This window comes from Cellulosilyticum sp. I15G10I2, assembly GCF_900095725.1.
In the GTDB taxonomy this organism is placed as follows: Bacteria; Bacillota; Clostridia; order Lachnospirales; family Cellulosilyticaceae; genus FMMP01.
The window spans coordinates 1-21,943 of record NZ_FMMP01000006.1 but is presented as its reverse complement, the minus strand read 5'-3'; the positions used below and the strand labels follow the sequence as shown (position 1 = coordinate 21,943).

General features: G+C 34.1%; 19 protein-coding genes, 5 tRNA genes, 2 rRNA genes, 1 pseudogene and 1 other annotated feature. Of the genes and pseudogenes, 5 read left to right on the top strand and 22 right to left on the bottom strand.

Annotated elements, in window-relative coordinates; genetic code table 11:
* Window positions 1–65: 65 nt before the first annotated feature.
* On the bottom strand, window positions 66–1,547 hold the full coding sequence (gene thrC / locus BN3326_RS00190; protein ID WP_069997112.1) for a threonine synthase: 1,482 nt from the start codon (window positions 1,545–1,547) through the stop codon (window positions 66–68).
* Between the two features lie 315 nt (window positions 1,548–1,862).
* Here thrC and BN3326_RS00185 point away from each other — a divergent pair, with 315 nt between their 5' ends.
* Both BN3326_RS00185 and BN3326_RS00180 read left to right on the top strand, forming a co-directional pair.
* On the top strand, window positions 1,863–2,051 hold the full coding sequence (locus tag BN3326_RS00185; protein ID WP_069997111.1) for a hypothetical protein: 189 nt from the start codon (window positions 1,863–1,865) through the stop codon (window positions 2,049–2,051).
* Between the two features lie 52 nt (window positions 2,052–2,103).
* Window positions 2,104–2,571, top strand: coding sequence for a hypothetical protein (locus tag BN3326_RS00180; RefSeq protein ID WP_069997110.1), 468 nt, complete (start codon window positions 2,104–2,106; stop codon window positions 2,569–2,571).
* Between the two features lie 97 nt (window positions 2,572–2,668).
* On the opposite strand, the gene sigH is transcribed toward BN3326_RS00180, so the two are convergent.
* The 7 genes and pseudogenes from sigH to epsC form a co-directional block, all read right to left on the bottom strand.
* Window positions 2,669–3,322 carry an RNA polymerase sporulation sigma factor SigH gene (gene sigH, locus BN3326_RS00175; RefSeq protein WP_069997109.1) on the bottom strand — a complete coding sequence of 218 codons (654 nt, stop codon included), beginning with the start codon at window positions 3,320–3,322 and terminating at the stop codon, window positions 2,669–2,671.
* Window positions 3,323–3,397: 75 nt separating this feature from the next.
* Window positions 3,398–3,523, bottom strand: a pseudogene (locus BN3326_RS22820) (NYN domain-containing protein); the annotation flags it as partial.
* Window positions 3,524–3,828: 305 nt separating this feature from the next.
* Window positions 3,829–4,569 carry a 23S rRNA (guanosine(2251)-2'-O)-methyltransferase RlmB gene (gene rlmB / locus BN3326_RS22815; protein ID WP_069998363.1) on the bottom strand — a complete coding sequence of 247 codons (741 nt, stop codon included), beginning with the start codon at window positions 4,567–4,569 and terminating at the stop codon, window positions 3,829–3,831.
* A gap of 415 nt (window positions 4,570–4,984) precedes the next feature.
* Window positions 4,985–6,595: a putative polysaccharide biosynthesis protein gene (locus BN3326_RS00165; protein WP_083258425.1), complete on the bottom strand. Its 1,611-nt coding sequence runs from the start codon at window positions 6,593–6,595 to the stop codon at window positions 4,985–4,987.
* Between the two features lie 21 nt (window positions 6,596–6,616).
* Window positions 6,617–7,045 carry a Mini-ribonuclease 3 gene (locus BN3326_RS00160; protein ID WP_069997108.1) on the bottom strand — a complete coding sequence of 143 codons (429 nt, stop codon included), beginning with the start codon at window positions 7,043–7,045 and terminating at the stop codon, window positions 6,617–6,619.
* Window positions 7,046–7,062: 17 nt separating this feature from the next.
* Window positions 7,063–8,478, bottom strand: coding sequence for a cysteine--tRNA ligase (gene cysS, locus BN3326_RS00155; RefSeq protein ID WP_069998361.1), 1,416 nt, complete (start codon window positions 8,476–8,478; stop codon window positions 7,063–7,065).
* Between the two features lie 17 nt (window positions 8,479–8,495).
* Entirely contained in the window at window positions 8,496–9,224 is a 729-nt protein-coding gene (epsC, locus tag BN3326_RS00150) for a serine O-acetyltransferase EpsC (RefSeq protein ID WP_069997107.1), read from the bottom strand.
* Between the two features lie 82 nt (window positions 9,225–9,306).
* Window positions 9,307–9,528: a binding site (T-box leader), on the bottom strand.
* 146 nt (window positions 9,529–9,674) lie between these two features.
* Between epsC and BN3326_RS00145 the strand changes: the two genes are divergently transcribed.
* Window positions 9,675–10,307: a histidine phosphatase family protein gene (locus tag BN3326_RS00145; RefSeq protein WP_069997106.1), complete on the top strand. Its 633-nt coding sequence runs from the start codon at window positions 9,675–9,677 to the stop codon at window positions 10,305–10,307.
* Between the two features lie 4 nt (window positions 10,308–10,311).
* On the opposite strand, the gene BN3326_RS21820 is transcribed toward BN3326_RS00145, so the two are convergent.
* Complete coding sequence (locus BN3326_RS21820; RefSeq protein WP_171903728.1) at window positions 10,312–10,449, bottom strand: hypothetical protein; 138 nt, start codon at window positions 10,447–10,449, stop codon at window positions 10,312–10,314.
* 203 nt (window positions 10,450–10,652) lie between these two features.
* On the opposite strand from BN3326_RS21820, the gene BN3326_RS00140 reads away from it, so the two are divergent.
* On the top strand, window positions 10,653–12,311 hold the full coding sequence (locus tag BN3326_RS00140; RefSeq protein ID WP_069997105.1) for a glutamine--tRNA ligase/YqeY domain fusion protein: 1,659 nt from the start codon (window positions 10,653–10,655) through the stop codon (window positions 12,309–12,311).
* A 201-nt stretch (window positions 12,312–12,512) separates the two neighbouring features.
* Here the strand turns inward: BN3326_RS00140 and BN3326_RS00135 are convergent, their stop codons facing one another.
* The 5 genes from BN3326_RS00135 to BN3326_RS00115 all read right to left on the bottom strand — a co-directional run bounded on the left by BN3326_RS00135 (window position 12,513) and on the right by BN3326_RS00115 (window position 18,543).
* Window positions 12,513–14,216: an alpha-amylase family protein gene (locus tag BN3326_RS00135; RefSeq protein ID WP_242875912.1), complete on the bottom strand. Its 1,704-nt coding sequence runs from the start codon at window positions 14,214–14,216 to the stop codon at window positions 12,513–12,515.
* Between the two features lie 36 nt (window positions 14,217–14,252).
* The gene (locus BN3326_RS00130) at window positions 14,253–15,188 is read right to left on the bottom strand and encodes a nucleoside/nucleotide kinase family protein (RefSeq protein ID WP_141722821.1); all 936 of its coding nucleotides are present in this window, start codon (window positions 15,186–15,188) and stop codon (window positions 14,253–14,255) included.
* 179 nt (window positions 15,189–15,367) lie between these two features.
* Window positions 15,368–16,198, bottom strand: a complete 831-nt coding sequence (locus BN3326_RS00125; protein ID WP_069997104.1) for a carbohydrate ABC transporter permease — start codon at window positions 16,196–16,198, stop codon at window positions 15,368–15,370.
* Complete coding sequence (locus BN3326_RS00120; RefSeq protein ID WP_069997103.1) at window positions 16,198–17,082, bottom strand: carbohydrate ABC transporter permease; 885 nt, start codon at window positions 17,080–17,082, stop codon at window positions 16,198–16,200. Before BN3326_RS00120 ends, BN3326_RS00125 begins: the two co-directional genes overlap by 1 nt.
* Before the next feature lie 120 nt (window positions 17,083–17,202).
* Window positions 17,203–18,543 carry an ABC transporter substrate-binding protein gene (locus BN3326_RS00115; RefSeq protein ID WP_069997102.1) on the bottom strand — a complete coding sequence of 447 codons (1,341 nt, stop codon included), beginning with the start codon at window positions 18,541–18,543 and terminating at the stop codon, window positions 17,203–17,205.
* 498 nt (window positions 18,544–19,041) lie between these two features.
* Here BN3326_RS00115 and BN3326_RS00110 point away from each other — a divergent pair, with 498 nt between their 5' ends.
* Window positions 19,042–20,031: a LacI family DNA-binding transcriptional regulator gene (locus BN3326_RS00110; RefSeq protein ID WP_069997101.1), complete on the top strand. Its 990-nt coding sequence runs from the start codon at window positions 19,042–19,044 to the stop codon at window positions 20,029–20,031.
* Between the two features lie 148 nt (window positions 20,032–20,179).
* Here the strand turns inward: BN3326_RS00110 and BN3326_RS00105 are convergent, their stop codons facing one another.
* The 8 genes from BN3326_RS00105 to BN3326_RS00070 form a co-directional block, all read right to left on the bottom strand.
* On the bottom strand, window positions 20,180–20,602 hold the full coding sequence (locus BN3326_RS00105; protein WP_069997100.1) for a hypothetical protein: 423 nt from the start codon (window positions 20,600–20,602) through the stop codon (window positions 20,180–20,182).
* A gap of 237 nt (window positions 20,603–20,839) precedes the next feature.
* Window positions 20,840–20,912, bottom strand: a tRNA-Phe gene (locus BN3326_RS00100).
* A gap of 29 nt (window positions 20,913–20,941) precedes the next feature.
* Window positions 20,942–21,013, bottom strand: a tRNA-Gly gene (locus BN3326_RS00095).
* Between the two features lie 91 nt (window positions 21,014–21,104).
* Window positions 21,105–21,177, bottom strand: a tRNA-Lys gene (locus tag BN3326_RS00090).
* Between the two features lie 67 nt (window positions 21,178–21,244).
* Window positions 21,245–21,319: transfer RNA gene (locus BN3326_RS00085), tRNA-Pro, on the bottom strand.
* Between the two features lie 6 nt (window positions 21,320–21,325).
* Window positions 21,326–21,443 (bottom strand): 5S ribosomal RNA (gene rrf / locus BN3326_RS00080).
* A gap of 3 nt (window positions 21,444–21,446) precedes the next feature.
* A tRNA-Glu gene (locus BN3326_RS00075) sits at window positions 21,447–21,518 on the bottom strand.
* Window positions 21,519–21,820: 302 nt separating this feature from the next.
* Window positions 21,821–21,943, bottom strand: a 23S ribosomal RNA gene (locus tag BN3326_RS00070); the annotation flags it as partial.

Genomic DNA, 21,943 nt, shown 5'->3' with positions numbered 1-21,943 from the left:
CCTTATTTTTACATATTGCTCTGGATTCTATTCAATCTATATATATGGAATAGGAGTTTGTATTATTATACCAAAAAACTACTTACGATATGCTTCATTTCATTAATCTCACAAACTGTTTTGTGTTTAATCTCTTTGTGAGCAATTTGATCCATTGCCTTTGGCATAGCTCCTTTTATAAGTGTATGCATCTCATCTAATAATGTGAAGTCATCAATAGCCTGATATTTATCATCTAGGGCAGTCATAACACTGCTTGTAAATTTATAGGGACTTGCTGTAGAAATAATCACACTAGGCACTGTATCATTTGTTTCTTGCATGTATTTATCATATACAGCATAGGCTACAGCAGTATGCGTATCCATCAGATACCCTTCTTCTTCATATATCTTTTTGATATAAGCCTTTGTTGTTTCGTCATCTGCATAGCCACCATAGAAATCACTAAGTTGATCTTTCATCTCTTTAGTAACTGTATATTTACCCTCTTTTTTAAGTTGTTCCATCATATTAGCTACAAGATGTGTATCTTCTCCACTTATATGATAAAGCAGTCTCTCTAGGTTACTGGATATTAAAATATCCATAGATGGTGAAATAGTTAAATGAAAATCCCTATTTCTGTCATAAGTTCCTTTATCAAAGAAATCAAATAAAACTTTATTAGTGTTTGAAGCACAAATAAATTTATTGATAGGGAGTCCCATATGCTTCGCATAATAAGCTGCAAGGATATTCCCAAAGTTACCTGTTGGAACAACAACATTCATTGGCTCGCCAACTTTAATTTTATTTTCTCTAATTAGTTTTGTATAGGCTGCAAAATAGTATACCACCTGTGGCACAAGTCTGCCTATATTAATTGAATTTGCTGATGAAAGCTTATAATTTTTACCTGCTATTTCTTGTTCAAATGCTCTGTCTGCAAATATTTCTTTTACACCAGTTTGACAATCATCAAAATTACCTTTAACGCCCACCACTAACGTATTCTTACCTTCTTGCGTTACCATTTGTCTCTTTTGAACTTCACTTACGCCGTCTTCTGGGAAAAAAACGATGATTTTTGTTCCCTCAACATCTGCAAAGCCTTCGAGTGCGGCTTTACCAGTGTCTCCTGATGTAGCTGTTAAAATAACAATATCTTTACTTTCTTTATTATATTTTTTACTCGTTAGCATGAAATAAGGTAAAATCGATAAGGCCATATCTTTAAAAGCAATAGTCGGCCCATGAAAAAGCTCCAGAAAGTTTGCTGACTCTGTCGTTACGAGTGGCGTAATCTCTTTGTCATCAAATTTTTCGTCATAAGCATTTTCAATGCAGTGTCTTAAATCTTGTGCTGCTATATCTTCAAAAAATAGTTTTATTACTCGGTAAGCAAGCTCTTTATAATTCCACCCCAACATCTCTTCTAAACTAAAATCCACTGCTGGAATCTCTGTCGGTACAAATAGTCCCCCCTCATCAGATAAGCCTTGAAGGATAGCTTGTGTGGCTGTAAGATTTTCTAATTTTTTTCTAGTACTTGTATAAAGACTCATTTATATCTTCCTTTCACTGAATATCACTAATATGACTATACATTTTTTATATATGTGATTATAACATTATATTGCTTAAAAGCAAAATATTATTAAGCGATCTATGATTTTTTTTACGGTTTTATATGAAACACTACTACGCTATTTAAAGATATGCTTATCAATGAATTAGAAAATAAGTAATTATCTATTTTTTCGACATATTTGTAACAAATATTCCAAAAGTTTCATACCTTATATTAGAGAAAAATAACGCGGCAAAAATACCGCTTCTCTATAGCTCTAGATTTAATAAATAATTTAGGAGGTATTTTTATGTCATATCAACATGATTTAGGATGTCTTGTGAATCAAAAAGTAATTATTCACATTGATCGTTGTAATTACTGTGTAATCATAGCACAAATTTGCCCTTGTTATATAAGGGCAATTGAACTTGGTACTGGTAACGTTAAGTATTTCAACTTTGACCGTATAGATTACATTGAAGATCTTTTACCTTAATTGTAATCTTTGACTTTGCTTTTTCTATATAATTAATTAAGGAGGATTTAATATGAGTTGTTGTAAAAAGAATGTAGGAAGTTATTATACTCGCCCTTTTGCTGGCGCTGTAAGTCCTTACCCTGGTGCCGCTAGCCCTTATGTTGGCCCAAGTCCTTGTCCTTGTGGGCCTGTTGCTGGTGCTGTTAGCCCTTATGCTGATGGATGTGATAATATAAGACCTATTTGTGTAGACTCTTGCCCATCAGATTTTCTTCCAAATGAACCAATTGGTGTAGGTGGTATATCAAGCCCATGCTATAATAATACTGACGTACCATGTGGATGCAGTTTAAGAGACGCTGCTTGCAGACTTATTAATCAAAGAGCTATCATCCACGTTGAAGGCTGCAAAATGTGTGTTATTATTATTGCTGTAGGTAAATGTTTTATTAAAACTGTTAACTTTGCTACGAATAAGGTAGTATACTTTAATTTAAGCCGTGTAAACAGCATTGAAGATGTACTTCCTCGTTGCTAATCACTTAAGTTAAACACTGCACTCTATTTAAAATGCCAGCAGATAGCTTGCTACCTGCTGGCATTAATTATGACTATAGGTTTTATATAGTAATATATTAATTCTTACGAATGTCTCCTAGCTTTTTCTTGATTCTTTGAAGTGCATTATCAATAGCTTTAACTGGTCTGTCAAGCACCCGTGCTATTTCATGATAATTCTCCCCTTGTGTATAAAGCTTGAGTACTTGCCACTCTAGTTTACTAAGGGCCTTTAAAATGTAACTATTTAACACCTCTAAATTTTCCTGATTAATAACCTCATCCTCTGGTGTTATACATTCATTATTTTTAATAATATCCATCAATGTAATATTTTCTTCTTCTTCATCTGCGCCTTTGCTGCTAATGGGAAGATTTAAAGAGATACTCGTATTAAGAGGCATATGCTTTTGCCTGGATACTGTTTTAAAAGCTGTACTCACTTGTCTAGTAATACATATTGCAGCAAATGATCTAAAACTTGTTTCTTTATTCGGATTATAATCACATATTGCCTTAAAAAGGCCTATCATACCCTCTTGTACTAAATCTTCCTTATCTGCTCCTATAAAGTAATTTGCCTTAATTTTAGCACGGACAAATTTTTTATACCGCTGTACTAAAACTTCCACCGATTCTTTATACTCGTTGTGATATAAGCCTATTAGTTCTTCATCACTCATAGTCTCTAGCTCTTTGACACTTAGATTTTGCTCTTGGATAACCATCATATAGTCCTCCTTAATCCACTTTGCCTCGTCGTAATTTTTACATTTTTTCTAACGTTTTTTTATTCATCCATTGTTCTAATGGATTATGCTTGGCTGGAGAGTTAGTACTAGTATAATAACCTGTTCTGTTGCATCTGAGGTTGCCACTCTTACCTTATATTTATTATGAATAGCCTTAGCTGTTTCTTCTATGTACTGATCAGTCGTTTCTTTTTATTTTGTGGATATAATAGCAACCTGTTTATTATATAAGCAAACTTGTCCTAAGTTGCCTTTTACGTTATAGGTATCAAATATTTTATTTAAGTATTACCAACCAAAGATCATATTATATCCATCGACTAATAAAAATTTTCGCTCTTATCCCTCCCCTATTCGTATGATAGGTATTATTTCCAGTATACTATAAATATGTTTTTTTGTTAATAGGTTAAATCAATAGCCTGTTCTATATTATAAAGAAGAACTGGCTATTGATTTCATTCTTTAGCCAGTTCTTCTTTTCATTAACCTTTAAACTTTCTTTGTCTTACTGCCTCATAAACCATTATACTTGCTGCTACCGAGGCATTAAGTGAAGTTACCTGCCCGTACATAGGTATACTCAGCACATAGTCACAAGACTCTTTTGTGAGTTTAGATACCCCTTCACCTTCACTGCCTACTACAATGGCTATAGGCCCTGTAAGATTTTCTTCGTACATCATTTTGCCATCCATATCCGCACAGGCAACCCAAAGTCCTTTTTCTTGTAGTTCCTTAATTGTTTGAGAGATATTCGTTACTTTAGCAACCTTCATATATTCAATAGCGCCTGCCGATGATTTAGCAACTGTACCAGATAGGCCTACTGCTCTTCTTTTTGGAATAATAATGCCGTGTACCCCTGCATTATGAGCTGATCTGATAATAGCTCCTAAATTATGAGGGTCTTGTATATTCTCAAGGATAAGTAGAAAAGGATGTTCATCTTTATCTTTTGCGTCTTGTAAAATATCATCTATTTCCACATAACTCTGCGCTGCTGCATAAGCTACAACCCCTTGATGTTTTTCTCTGCCTGTAACTTCATCTAGTTTAGATTTCTCAGCTTCAATAATCACAATCCCTTTATCTTTAGCTTCTCCAACTATCTTGATGATTGAACCTTCTTTTTCTCCCTTTTGCACCATAAGCTTATCAATATCTCTTCCTGCCTTTAGTGCTTCCATAACTGCATTTCTGCCATAGAGAATGTTCTCATCGATTGATCTTTCTTCTTCAAACTTATCTTCTGAAAATCTGTTCGGTCTTGTATCCCTGCCTTTAAAACCTCTTTGCTTATAATCATCTTGTCTAGGTTTACCTTGCCATGATCCTTCTTTTTTATAGCCTTCTTGTTTGGGTCTATCTTGCCATGATCCTTCTTTTTTATAACCTTCACGTTTGGATTTGTCTTGCCATGATCCCTCTTTTTTATAGCTTTCACGTTTGGGTCTATCTTGCCATGACCCTTCTTTTTTATAACCATCCTGTTTGGGTCTGTCTTGTCCCGCACCTTCTTTTTGATAACCTTCGTTCTTTGACTTTCCTTGTCCAAACCCACTTGATCTATCACTCTTAAATTTGCTTGTGTTATTATTTCTAGGTTTATTTCTATCGTTGGTAAATTTCATAATTTATTTACTTCTCCTTTTTATTTAAAATCTCTTGAATATCTTTTTTTGTAATAGCTCCAGTTACAAATATAAGCACAAGGTAGGCTAAGCCTCCTACTCCAATACTTAAAATCGTAACAAGCGCATTGCTTGTGAATGAGTTTGTGTCTATAACACTTCCGAGTACACGATATGTTCCCCATGCTAAAACACCCATTGCAGAGCTTGAGATCAAGGGTCTAATAATTACAAGCCTAGTATTTAGCTTAAACCCTGTATATTTCTTCATCATAATATAATTATAAAGGGCAAATACCATATAAGCAGCTATTGATGCTATTGCAGCACCTATGACTTTAAACGAACTCGTTACTAGGATTATATTAAGTATAGTTTTAACAAAAGCCGCTAAGCCTATTCCAATAACCGGCTGCCACACCTTGCCTATCCCTTGCAAAATACCTGTAAAAGCTTGTCCTAACATAATAAATAGAATACTAAGTGCTGCAGCTGCAAGTATATTCCCACCGTCTGGTGCATTGGCATATATAAATTTCATAATAGGATCTGCAAGTACCGCAAGTCCTATAGAAGCTGGCATCGCAAGCAAAATAGCAAAACGCATACCTAATTCTATCTTAGTCTGCACTTCAGTTCTATCCTTTTTAGCTGCTGCTTCTGATATAGCTGGAACGAGTCCAATAACCAGCGCCATTCCAAAGGTAAGCGGAAAATTAATAAACGTCGCAACTTTTCCAAGTTGTCCAAAATATGCGTTTGCAAGCTCCAGCTCAACACCTGTTTGTGTCAGCATTTTAATAACCAATGCCGAATCTATAAAGTTAATAATAGAGTTAACAGCTGCACCTATAGAAATAGGTATTGCTATAATTAGAACCATTTTAGCTGCCGTTTTAAAACCTATTCCTTGTTTTTTAGGAGTCTCACTTCTTTGTATTTCATCATTAATAGAAGTTTTGTTACGCAAGTAAAACAGTGCTAATACCGCAGCCCCGCACATGCCTCCCGCAACAGCTCCAAAGGATGCCCCACCGGCAGCTTTACCTAAGTTGGGGAAAAAGAAAAAAGCCAAAAGAAGTCCTATAACAACTCTCCCTAAATTTTCTAATACTTGTGAGACAGCCGTAGGTGCCATATTTTGCATCCCTTGAAAATAGCCTCTAAAAACACCCATAATACATACAAAAAATGGACTAAGTGCAAGTCCCCACAAAGAATATTTTGTTTCTGGCACCCAATTAAAAGCATCTATCATAAAAGGTGTTGCTAAAAAAATAAGAAGTGAAACAATTATTCCTATCCCTAGCATAAGTTTCATGGTATGTGTAAAAATATCTTTAGCAGCCTGATATTCTCCAAGTACTCTTTTTTCCGCTACTAACTTTGCAATTGTAGATGGGATACCTACTATGGCAATTGCTGTAAATAAGGTATAAATGGGATAACCCGCCTGATAATAACCCATCCCAGTATCTCCAATAAGATTGCCAAGGGGCACTCTGAAGAATGCACTAAGAACCTTTGCAATAAGTCCTGCCATAGATAAAATAAGTGCTCCTTTTACAAATGTTTGTGTTGCATTATAAGAAGCACCTTTAGTTACGCGTTTTGCCACCTTAATTCCTCCTCTTATTTCTTAGCTCAGGAATTTTTCTATTCCTAAGCGCATTAACTCACTTATCCTATTGATATCTCCTTTAATATATAAATGGCCTATAAGTGCTTCGAGACCTGTCGCATGTCTATATTCTGTAATATCAGCATTTTTAGGAGTAGAAATGCTTTTTGCGTTTCTACCCCTTCTTAGTGCATCCTTTTCTTCATCGCTTAATACGTTTTCAATCATATGATAAATTTGTGCTTGTGTACTGGCCCTTACTAATTCTCTTGAGGCTTTATGCATCTTATTGACAGGCGCGTTCCCTTTATTAATTACATAGGTACGTACAAATATTTCATATACAGCGTCACCTATATAAGCCAGCGCTAATGGAGAATACACATTCGCTTTATGACAAAGAGTGTCTGATGTATCCTCTAATAAAACTCCTATATTGTTTTTCATAAATTTCTCCTTTATCTCTATACTCTTTTAAAGCGTACGCCCTCTCTTGTATCTTCTATTATTACACCCTTATCCTTTAAAAACTCACGTATTCTGTCTGCTTCTTTAAAATCTTTTGCTTTTTTAGCAGTCGTTCTTTTTTCAATATACATCTTAATTTCCTCATCTGTTAAATCATCTTTACATACATTTTGGTGGGTATAGAGAATTCCTAAAATATCTGTAAGTTTTATAAAAAGTCCATAAACTTCTTTAATAAATGGTTCTGAAGCCCCTTCTTTTGCGTAGTTATTAGCAAACTTAACAAGTTCAAAGATAATGCTAATTGCATCTGCTGTATTAAAATCATCTTGCATCGCTTCATGAAAACGCATCTCAAAAGTTGGCAGTTCTTGTGCTAGTTTTGTTTCTTCAACTGAGCGTTCTGTAAGCTTTGTATGTGCCAGTGCAAACTCTAAATTAGTTTTAGCATTTTTAATACGCTCTAGTCCATTTTTTGCAGCCTCCATCAGCTCTCCGCTGAAGTTAAGGGGGCTTCTGTAATGTGCACTGAGCATAAAAAATCTCACTGTATCATAACCAAAAGTATCTCCCACTTCACGAAGTGTTTTAAAGTTTCCAAGGGATTTTGACATCTTCTTATTATCAATATTTAAAAAACTATTGTGCATCCAGTAATTTGAAAAAGGTGCCCCATTTGCGCCCTCACTTTGAGCAACCTCATTTTCATGGTGGGGAAACACGAGGTCCTCTCCACCTGCGTGAATATCGATTGTATCTCCTAGGTATTTTTTAGCCATAGCGGAACACTCAATATGCCATCCTGGTCTGCCGTCACTCCACGGACTCTTCCAAAAAGGCTCTCCCTCTTTTTTAGGCTTCCAAAGCACAAAATCCATATGATTTCTTTTTTCATCTGTTATTTCTATTCTTTCACTTCGTCCTGCTTCAAGCTCTTCTAAGACTTTTTTAGACAGTTTACCATACTCAGGGAATGATGATGTATTGTAATAAACGGTGCCGTTTACTTCATAAGCAAGTCCTTTATCTATAAGTGCTTTTATCATATTAATAATTGCGGACATCTCCTCAGTAACTCTTGGATGATGCGTTGCTGGATTGACATTAAGATTGTGTGCATCCTTCAGCGTTTCTCTAATATAGTATTCTACTACTTCATCTGTTGTCTTACCCTCTTCATTTGCCTTTTTAATAATTTTATCATCTACATCTGTAAAGTTTTGTACGTAGTTTACGTCATACCCGATACTTTCAAAATATCTGCGTACTGTATCAAATATGATATAAGGCCTTGCATTACCTATATGAATAAGATTATAAACTGTAGGTCCGCATACATACATACGCACTTTATTTTCCTCTAAAGGATTAAATGCTTCTTTTTGCTTATTTAAGGTATTATATATTTTTATCATATCTTTTCCTTCCTTTATTCATCTTCTCTATATTCATCACAAATATCTTTTGCATTACAGGCTTCATTATTACAATGATGTTCATTTATTTTACTTTTTACTGATAATCTATCTTCTAAAGTCTGTACTTTTTCTTCTAATGCTTCTATTATATTCTTAAGCCCACAGATCTCCATCTTAATAGGATCAGGCATCTTAATCTGATCAAGCTGATCACATGGATTAACTTTTTCTCCTTTTGTTTTAACTACTTTCCCAGGATTTCCTATAACTGTGCTGTCTTCTGGTACTTCTTGGAGTACGAGAGCATTAGCAGCTATTCTTGAATTATCTCCTACTTTAAAAGGCCCCAGTACCTTAGCTCCTGTTCCGATCATTACATTATTCCCTATTGTAGGATGTCTCTTTCCATGATCTTTACCTGTTCCACCAAGTGTTACGCCATGATAAATAGTAACATTATCTCCTATTTCACAAGTTTCTCCAATAACAACTCCCATCCCATGATCAATGAAAAGTCCTTTACCAATAACTGCTCCCGGATGAATTTCTATCCCTGTTAACCCTCTTGAAAGCTGAGAGATCAGCCTTGCTAAAAAGAATCTCTTCTTTTTATAAAGCTTATGTCCTAGTTTGTGAAAGAGGAGTGCATAAAAACAAGGATATAAAAATACTTCAATGTTTTTTTTAATCGCTGGATCTCTTTGTTTAATGACTTGAATCTGCTCGCTTATATAACTCATAACATTCCTCCTTATCTTCTAAAAACAGAATAAAGTTAAGTACGGAGACATTCTAGTTCAAAAAATAAAACTCCGCCTCCTATTCAGAGGCGAAGTTACTCGCGGTCCCACTCTGTTTAAAGCGCAGTTTAAAACTGCTCTTTATCTTATTGGCTAGGTAACGTTAGCTACACGCGACATGCTACTTTGGTTCACATATCAAGCTCAAGAACGCACTTCTTATATCTTTATATAAAGCTCTCACACCCACTAAGCTTCTCTCTGCAATACTCTGATATAATACTCTTTCTTTCATTGCTTTTAATCTATCTTATATTATATTCAACCTATCTTGCTATTGTTAATAATGCCTATCTATTATAATATACCATTTCTATATTTTCAACAACTCTCTTATCAAAATCATATTCTTTTGATATACTAAATAAAACTATTTTTTTAGGAGAATTTATGAAAACTACATTACTGCTTATTAGACATGGTGAAACAAAATGGAATACACTAGGTAAGTTTCAAGGAAGACAAAATATAGATCTATCAGAAAGAGGTGCACTTCAAGCTGAGCTTCTTGGCAAACACTTAAACGGAAATTTTAATGCTATTTATTCGAGTCCTTTAAACCGAGCCTTATCTACAGCTGAGATACTGTGTAAAGATTTATCTTTTGCCCCGATCCCTCTAGGTAATTTAACAGAAATACATTTTGGTACTTGGGAAGGGCTTACTTATAAAGAAATTGAGCAAAATTATCCTGAACATTTTAGTGCATGGCGAACGGACGAAAAAATTGCTCCTATGTACGATGGAGAACTTAGTATATATAATGCTAGTTTACGCGCGAAGGCATGTGTCCTTGATATTGCCTCAAAGCATCCTAATGAAAAGGTCGTTATAGTTTCTCATGGAGGACTTATAAAAGCTGCCCTTATTGGGCTTTTTGGCTGGAATATGACAATGTACCATCAAATAGCTTTAGGTAATACTTGTATTAATACGATAAAATTTGATGAAAAGTTATCGCCCTTGTTAATCGGACTCAATGATACCAATCATCTTACTGAACACATTCCGCTTAGTATATAAGGGGCTAATTAGTATTGCCATTACCATTACCACAAATAGTTATCTTAGTGTTCTTTCCTCTTGTAAAGCAAATAACAATAACCATTATGACAATCCAAAACCATTTTTCCTCATAAAAGCGTTTTTCTTTTACTATTTTCATTATCTTTCACCCTCCCAATATTGACACTATACATTATAATAGAAAAATAAGTGATTTTTTTTGAAACTTTTGCTATCCTACCCTTTATTTTTTAGTTCCTTTAGATTAAAATATAATGATAGTAAATTACATATATTTATTATAACTGTATTTTATCTATATTAATATCTAATAATCTATTTTTTATAAGTGAGGTAAATACTGTGTCTATAGAAAATACTACATCGAATTTTATAAGAAACATTGTAGCTGAAGATTTAGAAACTGGCAAGCATAAAGAAATTATCACACGATTTCCGCCAGAGCCAAATGGTTATTTACATGTAGGGCATGCTAAATCTATCGTTTTAAACTTTGGGCTTGCAAATGAGTTTAAAGGTAAAACAAATCTAAGATTTGATGATACAAATCCAGTTAAAGAAGATACTGAATACGTTGAGTCAATCAAAGAAGATGTAAAATGGCTGGGGTTTGACTGGGATAATCTTTACTTCGCCTCTGATTACTTCGACGAAATGTATACAAGAGCCGTTCTTCTTATCAAAAAAGGAAAGGCTTATGTTTGTGATTTAACAGCTGAACAAATGAAAGAATACCGTGGTACTCTAACTGAAGCTGGTAAAGAAAGTCCTTGTCGTAACAGAAGTGTTGAAGAAAATCTTGATTTGTTTGAACGTATGAAAAATGGAGAGTTTAAGGACGGCGAAAAGGTTCTACGAGCTAAAATTGATATGACTTCTTCTAATATTAATATGCGTGATCCCATTATCTATAGAATCGCTCATGCTACACATCATAACACTGGAGATAAATGGTGTATTTATCCTATGTATGACTTTGCACATCCGCTTGAAGATGCAATAGAAGCTATTACACACTCTATTTGCACCCTTGAATTTGAAGCCCACAGACCACTTTATGACTGGTTTGTCAAAGAATGTGAAATGGAAAGTATTCCACGCCAAATCGAATTTGCAAGACTCAATATGACGAATACTGTGATGAGTAAAAGAAAATTAAAACTATTAGTAGATGAAGGCATTGCAGACGGCTGGGATGATCCTCGTATGCCTACTATTGCTGGGCTTAGAAGACGTGGTTATACACCAGAAGCTATTCGCAATTTCTGCCGAGAAATAGGTGTTGCAAAAGGTGATTCAACTGTAGATAGTCAAATGCTTGATTTCTTCTTACGTGAAGATTTACAGCCAAAAGCACTTCTTGCTATGGCAGTTCTTAAGCCATTAAAACTTGTTATTACAAATTATCCAGAGAACGAAACAGAATTATTAGAGATTGAAAATAACGCAAATAACGAAGAGGCTGGCACAAGACTTGTTCCATTTTCTCGCACGCTCTATATTGAACAGGAAGATTTTATGGAAGAGCCTATCAAAAAATACTTTAGACTATTCCCTGGGAATGAAGTAAGACTTAAAGGTGCTTACTTTGTAAAATGTACTGATGTTATTAAGGACGCATCTGGTAATGTCATAGAAGTCCATTGTACTTATGACCCCGAAACTAAGAGTGGTTCTGGATTTACTGGACGCAAAGTAAAGGCCACGATTCACTGGGTAGATGCAGCAACTGCAGTTCCTGCTGAATTTAGACTTTTCGAACCACTTATTCTAGATGATGCACCAGAAAACGAAGGGAAACATTTCTTAGAACAAATTAATCCTCATTCACTTGAAGTATTACAAGGGTACATTGAAAACGTTGCTTTTAAAGATGCTAAAGCACGCGATAAATTCCAACTTGTAAGAAATGGCTTCTTTACTGTAGATTCAAAATACACTACTCATGAAAAACTTGTATTTAATAGAATCGTACCTTTAAAAAGTTCCTTTAAACTTTAATAAGCACATAACAATTAAATAGGTATTTAAAATTAATAAAAAAGCAGATATAGAAAGGGATTTTATCTCTTTCTATATCTGCTTTTTTATGCTAATTATTTCCTATTTAATAATATAGTTATTAAAGATTATTTCTTATAAACTAAATAACCTTTAGAGTTTGCTGATCAAGCATTATTTAATATCCTTCTTTTACAAAACTTAATTACAGAAATTATCAGTATGAATCTTGTAACTAAATTCCTTCAAATCAGCTTCTAGTGTTGCTCGGCAGCCGTTATTTTCCCATTGTAATTTTAAAATATATGAATCAGATGGTAATACAGTTAACTTCGCGTCAAATCCAAATGCGGGGTAAGTGTTTCTGAATCTAAGGAGTTCAAGTTGCTTTTGAACAACCCTCTTTCCTAACTCTTCTTGTATTTGTTCTAATGTGAGGTTAGTACGGTTAATCTCTTTGTGTCCACCAGAACCTGCTTTTTCCACAGCCTCATGATTATTTTTGCCGGCAAAAAGATCCAGATACCATATCTGAGGTTTTCCAGGCATAAACATCTGAATAGCACGAGCCAGAAGAAGCTTTTGTTCATCCTCTCCCAATGCGCTGAAATAAGTGGCATTTACTTGATAATATATGTTTTTCTGACCATGAAGATCCTTCACATAGCCACCTCTAGTTACTACAGTTTTAATAAGGCTTTCTATCTGATCGTCCGATAATAATCCCTTTAAATCAAGAAGTGGTATCCCATCATGACATCCTAACATATTTACTGTTTTAATTCCTTTTTCCTTAATATCATTAATCCACACAAGTAATGTCTCACTTGTCTTTCTCTCAAAAGCATCAATGATTAGTCCCGGTAAAAAGAAATCATATGTCATGTATCCTTTTTCTGCTATTTTTTCATGGATTTTTTCTTCATATTTTGCATGGATTTCAGGCAAAAGCACTAAATTATATTTTTCTGCCAACGTCTTGACCCGTTCAAGTAATTGCCATGTTCCAGGATCGTTTAAGAAGTTTTTCTCTCCTGGTGCTTTAGGTGCATATGCAAATGCGTCCAACCTTACTATTTCTGCTCCATACTCTGCAAGTTTTTTCAAGGTGTCGTCGTAAAACTTCCATACCAGTGGTGACTGGATATTTAAGTCCATCTGTCCTAAGTACTTACGTCTAGATTCAAGTAATTGGATAACACTTTCTCTGTATTTTTCAAATCTGCCAAAATCTATTTCCTTAGGTCTTTTTTTAGCATCAATCGAGTCATTTACTAGCCTGGTAACAGCTTCAGCAACTGCATACTGGATGTTCATAGACATTATAAGATCCTGAGTATTAAGCTTTTCATATTTAACTTCCTGATAAAATGTATTCCAGTAAGGAATTTCCTTTCCATCAGGCATACGTACCATAAGAATAGGAAGTCCAGGCTTTCTGAAAAACATATCTTTAATTAACTCAGCATCAGGCTGTATATATCCATCAGAAGTCATCTCTCCATGGCCTTCCCAGAACTTATTCCAACTAATAAAAAAGTTTTTATATTTAGATGCCTCACCATTTTTTATAATATCTTGAAACTGTTTTGAAAGTACAGAAGCATGGTTTAATATAAAGTCAAATTTAAATGCAATATTGGCTTCTTTCAACTCTTCTAAATCTTCGCTACTAGCAAGAATTTCATTCAATTCATAATCAATAACAGAAAATCCCCTATCTAAATCTGTATTGAAAATACTTGGTAAAATATAAAAAGACTGAAAAGCATCTTTAAGATTTGGATTCTTTAAAAATTCAACGATGTCTTTTAAGGTGCCACCCATACTGTCAGGATATGCATTTAACATAGTTCCTGCCTTAACATGCTTTTTCTCTGATGTATTTAACATACTTGTCGACATAGCCTATCACCTCACTCAATTGTTCCTTCATCAAAATCAAACCACATAAGACACTATTTCCCCTGCCTTGGTTACGATAATTTTTGCTTTATGTATCTGTGAAAACAATAAATTCTGCTCAATATTAAGCACCATCATTGTAAATGGACTGTCTAGGGCCCCATCTCTGTTACGTAATTTGCGGTGTTCAAGTGTTTCCTGAGGTGTGCTATTCAGTAAAATTGGAATATCTACACCCACCAAGTTATCATTATTACCGTGGGTCCATTCAATGACCAAGACCTTCACATTACTAAAATCAACAGTATCGTACCAAAGCTCTTTTTCTTCTCTCCCCATGCGTTTAAGCATAATGCTGTCTGCACAGTTCTTAAATTTATCAATAATACTATTTATTTCATCAAAATCTATTTCATTATTTGTTCCCAGGTAATTTTCAAGTCCACTTCGTCCAGCTTCCTGATAAACAGCTAACCACGGAAGATCTCTGCATAATTTAGGATTTGAGTCACTGTCTTGATTCTGCAATTCCTGTAACTTCATATTTCTTTCTTTTGTAAATTCACCTTTTAGAACCAAACCTTTTACACCACTTTCTCTGAATACACGTACTCTTTCTGCATCATTTACTTGCGGTATTCGATGTGGATAATTATCTCCCGATAAAATATAGCTGCCTATTCCTATATCATTTAAATAATATGCAATTAATGAACCAATTTCCGATTTACCTACACCAGATCCGCCATGTACAGCAATCACAGCTCTCTGATTTTGCTGTACATTTAATATTGGTTTCAGCAGCTTTAGTAATTCTGGAAAAATAACCTTTGCTTTATTTACATGAGTCTGATCTATACTAATTTTATCCCCAGGCATATCACCTTTTTGTATTGCACTAAAATCAGTAATTTCAGGAGCAGTCCATTGTACATCAAGATTGTTTTTTATTAAATTTGTATTATAAGTCATTTTAACCCCCTCCTTTTATGAGCCTATCTCATCCTGTAAATTCTTTAAACTGACAACGCAGCATGTTTTTTAGGATTTTTCTTTTACCCAATAGGTGCAAAATAAATTTCTTAGAAATCCTTATGTATGATTGCTTTGAGTGTGTTTTTTGAATTGTTGACTAAGAATCTAGATAATAGTTATTTAATAGCCCCTTGAACAACACCCTCTAAAATATATTTTTGAAGGAATAAGTACAGGATAAGTACAGGTGTAATAGTTAATACAAGTCCTGCCATCATAAGGCCTAAATCTACACTATATGTTCCATAAAAATAAAATGTAGAAAGTGGCAATGTCCTATCTTTCGCTTCAACCAGTATCAGTGATGGTAGCAAGAAATCATTCCAAATCCACAGTACATCTAGTATAGTAATGGTCAACGTGATAGGCCTGAGTATCGGCCATATGATACTTGTAAATACTCTAATGCTGCTCGCGCCATCTATCTGCGCTGCTTCTTCTAGTTCTAATGGTATTCCTTTTATAAAGCCATGGTACATAAATACAGCAAGTGGCGCTCCAAATCCAATATACATATAGATAAGCGTCCATTTATTTAAGATGTTCAACTGACCTCCATAAATACTTACAAGAGGTATCATAAGCGCTTGAAAAGGTAAGATCATTGCCGCAATCATCGCATAGAACATAAAGTTATTAATAGCCCACTTCTTTCTACAAAAGATGTATGCTGCCATAGAGGCTGTTAAAATAATAAGTCCTACACTTAAAACTGTAATAAGCAGTGAGTTGCCAAATGCGCTTACATACTTCATTTTTTCAGCTGCATCTATATAATTTTTTATATTTAAATTTCCGAAAATACCAAGAGGATTGAGAATAATATCTTTATTTGATTTAAAAGAGTTCATAAGTACAAAACCCATGGGACCTATATATGATATAAATAAAATACTTAAAACAACTATCTTAACGCTTGCTATAATATTATTCTTTTTTTTATTCATTATGCCTCAACCTCCTTCTTTTTACTTAGATATACCTGCGTAATAGATATAAGTGCTACAATAACAAATAATACAACAGCCTGTGCTTGACCAATACCGTATGCTCTTTCAGTAAAAGCTTTTTTATAAACATACATCGAAATAAGTTCTGTTGTTTTGAATGGTCCGCCTTTTGTGAGTGCCAGGTTAACATCATAAACCATAAATGTGCGTTGAAGTGTTAAAAATACAGATATAGTAAATGCAGGCATAATAAGCGGTATAGTAATATTCTTTATTTTAGTCCATCCTGATGCACCATCTATCTGAGCCGCCTCCAAAACATCCTTAGGTATATTTAAAAATCCTGTTATGTAAATAATCATCATATAACCCGAATATTGCCAAACAGCTACAATGACCAGTGCCCAAAATGCTTTGCTTGGACTGGATAAAAAAGATGACTGTAATGCTGTAGCCCCTATACTTTTCCCAAAATAAGTTAATATATTATTAAAAACAAATTGCCATACATAACCTAGCGCTACACCCCCAATTAAATTAGGTGTAAAAAAACCTGCTCTAAAGAAACTTTGTCCTTTTGTACCGCTTGTTAAAATTGCAGCCAATGTAAATGCTACTGCATTAGTTAGTAAAACCGTAAAGACTACATATTTAAATGTCAGCCCTAATGACTGTATAAATCCCGCATCTTTAAATATTGTTTTATAGTTTTCAAAGCCAACTATTGTATAACTTGCAGCTACCCCATTCCAATTTGTAAAGGTTAAGAAAAATCCATATAAAAAGGGAATGATGACTACTGTTAAAAATGCTAATGTAACGGGTCCTGCAAATAATAAATACATATTGACTTTAGTTAAGAATTTCTTTCCTTCTTTCATACCACAACTTCCCTTCTAATTAGGATAGTACTAACCTCTCTAATACTTAGTGACTAGATTATAAATTAGCACACACAATTTAAATTATGTGTGCTAATCTCACTCTATTTATAGCTTATATTATTTATAATCCCCAGATCTCCAGTATGTAGTAATTTCTGCAAATAACTCATCTCTTGATGCATAATCACCTAAATATTTTTGCATTGCCGCGCCTATATCTCCCCAGTGTTTATTAGATAACATCACCCCATTAGATGTTTTACCTTCTTTAATATATGATTGAATTGATTTGCCTAGTGGATCATTGAGTACTGCAGAAATATTTGTGAATGCAGGAATAATAGAACACTCCTCAACAAGCCCCTTTTGTCCCTTTTCTTCATAAACAATCCAATTTAAAAATGCTTTTGCGGCCGCTTGTTGTTCGGCTGTGTTTTCACTAGCATCTACAACTAACACTTTAGTTGTTGCCGCTGGCATATGTGTATTACCATAATCGCCTTCATTATTGCTAATAGGTACTGGTATAAATCCAAACTCATTATTATCCCCAGCAAATTCTTTAATTTGAGGCCATGCCCAGTTACCCATAAACCAGAATCCAACTTTTCCAGATCCAATGATTTCAGGATTAGTTTCATATACTGATGTAAGTGGATCAGCTTTAGCAATGTTATATTGTTTCATAATATCGAATGTATCCAACAAACCATTAACTACTGCATTGTCTTTGATTTCATCACTTCCACTTGCAAGCTCATCTAAAAATTTTTTAATTTCTGCTGTGCTGTCTGATTGACTACTGTACGCCGTTGTAAAAAGGTGAGCCCCTAAAGACCAGTCTGCTGATGCAATAACAACCCCATTTTTACCTTTCTCTTCAATCTTTTTAAAAGCATCTTCAAGTGCATCTCTTGTATTAATATCTGCGATTTCTACACCTGCTTCACTTAATACAGCTCTATTATAGATTAACCCCCATCCTTCTACGGCAAACGGAAAACCTACTAATTTCTCATCAACTTTTAGTGCGTCCAGTGATCCAGGCATTGCATCGTTTACCCATTTTTCACCTGATAAGTCTCCTATTTTTTCCTTAAAGGTAGCTATATCTGCTGGATCTAACATCGCAATGGCTGGTGCATTATTAGATGCATAGAGCGTGGTTAGCATTTCAGTAGGTGACTGCCCAGCTCCACAAGGTATTATTTCTACAGTAACACTTGGATTATCCTCATTGAACATTTTAGCCATCTTCTCTAGTTGTTCTTGGATTTCTCCTTTTGAGTTTAAAAATGTAATCTTAATTGCTTCTTCTGATGCAGCCTGTTTATTACTTGTTGTTGCTTCTTTTTGGTTTACAGGTGTTTCAGCCTTTTCTTTAGAGCATCCAACGCCTAAACTTAATACTACTGCTCCACATAATAATAGTGACAATGCCTTTTTGAACTTATTCACTTTTACATCCCCCTTATTAAAAATATTTTTATCTTTTACAACTCTATAATATATTTTACAAAATAAATTGTCAACCGGTTTCATTTATTTTTTTTATTTTTTTTGTTTGTTATTTATATATAATTAGGTTATTACTTGATTTTTTAGTTGTTTTTTATTTAATTAATAGTTTTAATTTGAATTTTTATATATCTTTTTTATAAACAAAGTTAACCGTTTTCATATTTTGCTTTATTTTTTTTAAAATTATGGTATACTACTAATAATATCTCTAATATTTCCTTTAAAACAACTTATTTATTTAATTTTTATTCCATACTATAAAAATTTAAACATTATAATTAGATCTTATATAATTATTTTATTATTCTTAAATGTTACCGCTTTCATACGATATTAAACGGCATAAAAAATATTTTTTTAATACTAAATCGTGGTATACTAAAAAAAATGCTTATTTATACACATAATCTATTAAATTTTCTAAGGAGAAATCAAATGCCGAGCATAAAAGATGTCGCCAGACACGCTGGAGTATCTACAACCACTGTTTCAAGAGTGATGAATAACTTTCCTAATATTAGTGAATCTACACGTAAAAAAGTATTTGATAGTATTAGGACACTAGATTACCATCCTGATTATATTGCAAGATCTCTATCCAAAAAACAATCTTTAATTATAGGAGTCATTATCCCAGATTGCTCTCATATGTTCTTTTCCGAACTCGTTAAACACATAGAAATGACTGCACAAAATAATGGTTATAAAATACTATTATGTAACTCTCTTGATGACAAAGAAAAAGAACTATCCTACATTAATATGTTAAAAGAAAAAAGAGTTGACGGCATTATTATGGGAAGTCACCTTATTAACACCGAAGCTTATAAAAGTATAGAGAAACCCATTATTACTTTTGATAGATGTCTAGATGATAAAATCCCTTATGTTGGTTCAGATAATTTTACAGGAGGGGTCCTTGCAACACAGCACCTTATTGACAGAGGATGTAAAAAATTACTGCATATATCTGGTTCTTTGAAATTGACTAGTTTAGCAAATAAGCGCTCAGATGGTTTTAAACTTACATGTCTTGAAAATAATGTTTCTTATCAAATTATTGAATATCAGCATACTAAACTTACCTTTGATTATTTTTATGATTTTATCGAAAAGGAAGTCAGTAAATTTTTACATACTGTAGATGGTGTATTTTGCAGTAACGATATGTTAGCTTATGCTTTATATGTCTATTGTCTTAATAATAATCTTACAGTCCCTGAGGATATAAAAATTATAGGGTATGATAACTCACAATTTACCCGTATTTTACAAAACCCTAAAATTACTACAATCGCTCAGCCTATTCAAATATTAGGTGAACTTTTATGCTCAAATATCATACGTCTTATAGAACATGATGAGCAGGCTAAGGTGTATAGTCAAATTGTAGCTGTAGAATTAGTACAGGGAACTACAACCTAAAAAAGACACAAAGAATTGATATGTGCCCTGCCAAGTAGACAGGGCGTATATCAATTCTTCGTGTCTTTTTTATATACTTTATCTTTATTTTTTTACAATAAAACTCTCATCTAGATCAGGAATACTATTAGGAGCAATTTTTTGTTCATTATTCGTCTAGCTTTCTCACAATATAATGTCCATAGTCACCTTCATAAAATACATAATTTCTTGCTAATGCATAAAAAGCACTATTATATCCATATTTATTAACACAACTATCATCTCTTTCAATCCCAAGTTTTTCACATATATGAGCCAACTTAGGTGTAGTTACAAAAGGTAATATAACATTATAAACATTTTGTTTACTTAAAAATTCTAAAACTCTTGTAGTATAACCTAGATTTGTATACTCTTCATCTACTACAATTTCCCTTATCATAAGCGTACCATCTTGTTCTTCCTCATAAATCAAACGTAAGTTTTCATTAATAATAAGTCCTGTTAATTTTAAAAAAGATGCAGCTTTGGTTGTGATTGGTTTTACTGAAAAACCCGCCTTTATCAATAATTCTATTAAACTGTCCATCTACTATATCCTCCATTATCTTTAACTATTGTTTAAAATAGTATTTTTTGTTAATACAAGCATATCATCTTAATACATAATCTGCAATGTAATATATATTAAATCTAGTTTAAATCATTATAAAAAAATTAAATACTTAATATCTATTGTTGTACAATAAATAGCTGCTATGAGTTTTATTACTAATCATAGCAGCTATTTATTAATTTTTATATTTACCCCTGTCAATAAAAAAAATGCCCAGAGCCGGAATCGAACCAGCGACACGAGGATTTTCAGTCCTCTGCTCTACCGACTGAGCTATCTGGGCATATCATTTAGTATATCACTATATGATAAAGCGCGAGACGGGACTCGAACCCGCGGCCCTCTCCTTGGCAAGGAGATGCTCTACCACTGAGCCACTCACGCATCTGTATATTATTATATCTTATCTCTTGTCTTCTGTCAAGTCTCATTTATATGCTTTGATATAATAATAAATTGCTATTTAAAAAGCAACTGAGCCACCCGGGATTCGAACCCGGGACCACTTGATTAAAAGTCAAGTGCTCTACCAACTGAGCTAGTGACCCATATAACCAATCATTTACATAATGAAAGGTAGGCATATAAACCTACCTTTGCAAGCTTATATGTAAATCGGGGTGACAGGACTCGAACCTGCGGCCTCCTGAACCCAAATCAGGCGCTCTAGCCAAACTGAGCCACACCCCGGCTTAAAGTTGGCAACCACCTACTCTCCCAGTCCGTCTCCAGACAAGTACCATCGGCCGACTTAGTCTTAACCTGCGTGTTCGGTATGGAAACGGGTGTTTCCCTAAGTCGCATCATCACCAACAAATGACCCATAGGGGAATCGAACCCCTGTTACCGCCGTGAAAGGGCGGTGTCTTGACCGCTTGACCAATGGGCCGGGAATAAATATCCTTCAGTCTTCCGACTTCGTCTTGCTGCAAATCTAACAGCTTGATTTGAATGAACGGTCGAAACTCGCATGCGCTCAAACAGTCTCCCTAAGTACCATTCAAATAAACCTGTAAAATTTGCTACGCAATACTACGTAGTCAGACTTCAGGATACTTATTCCCTCTACGTGAGTGGGATACCCAGCCTGAAGCATTCAACAGCTTAAATAAATGAATAACTTAGTACTGAAGTTATTGTACTCTCAAAAACAAATACTACGATGTATTTTTTCATTTAACCTTGTTTTTTTAGGTCAAACCCTCGAACCGTTAGTATTGGTCACCTACATGTATTACTACACTTACAGCTCCAACCTATCAACCTCATAGTCTCTAAGGGGTCTTACTCCATTTCTGGATGGGAAGTCTTATC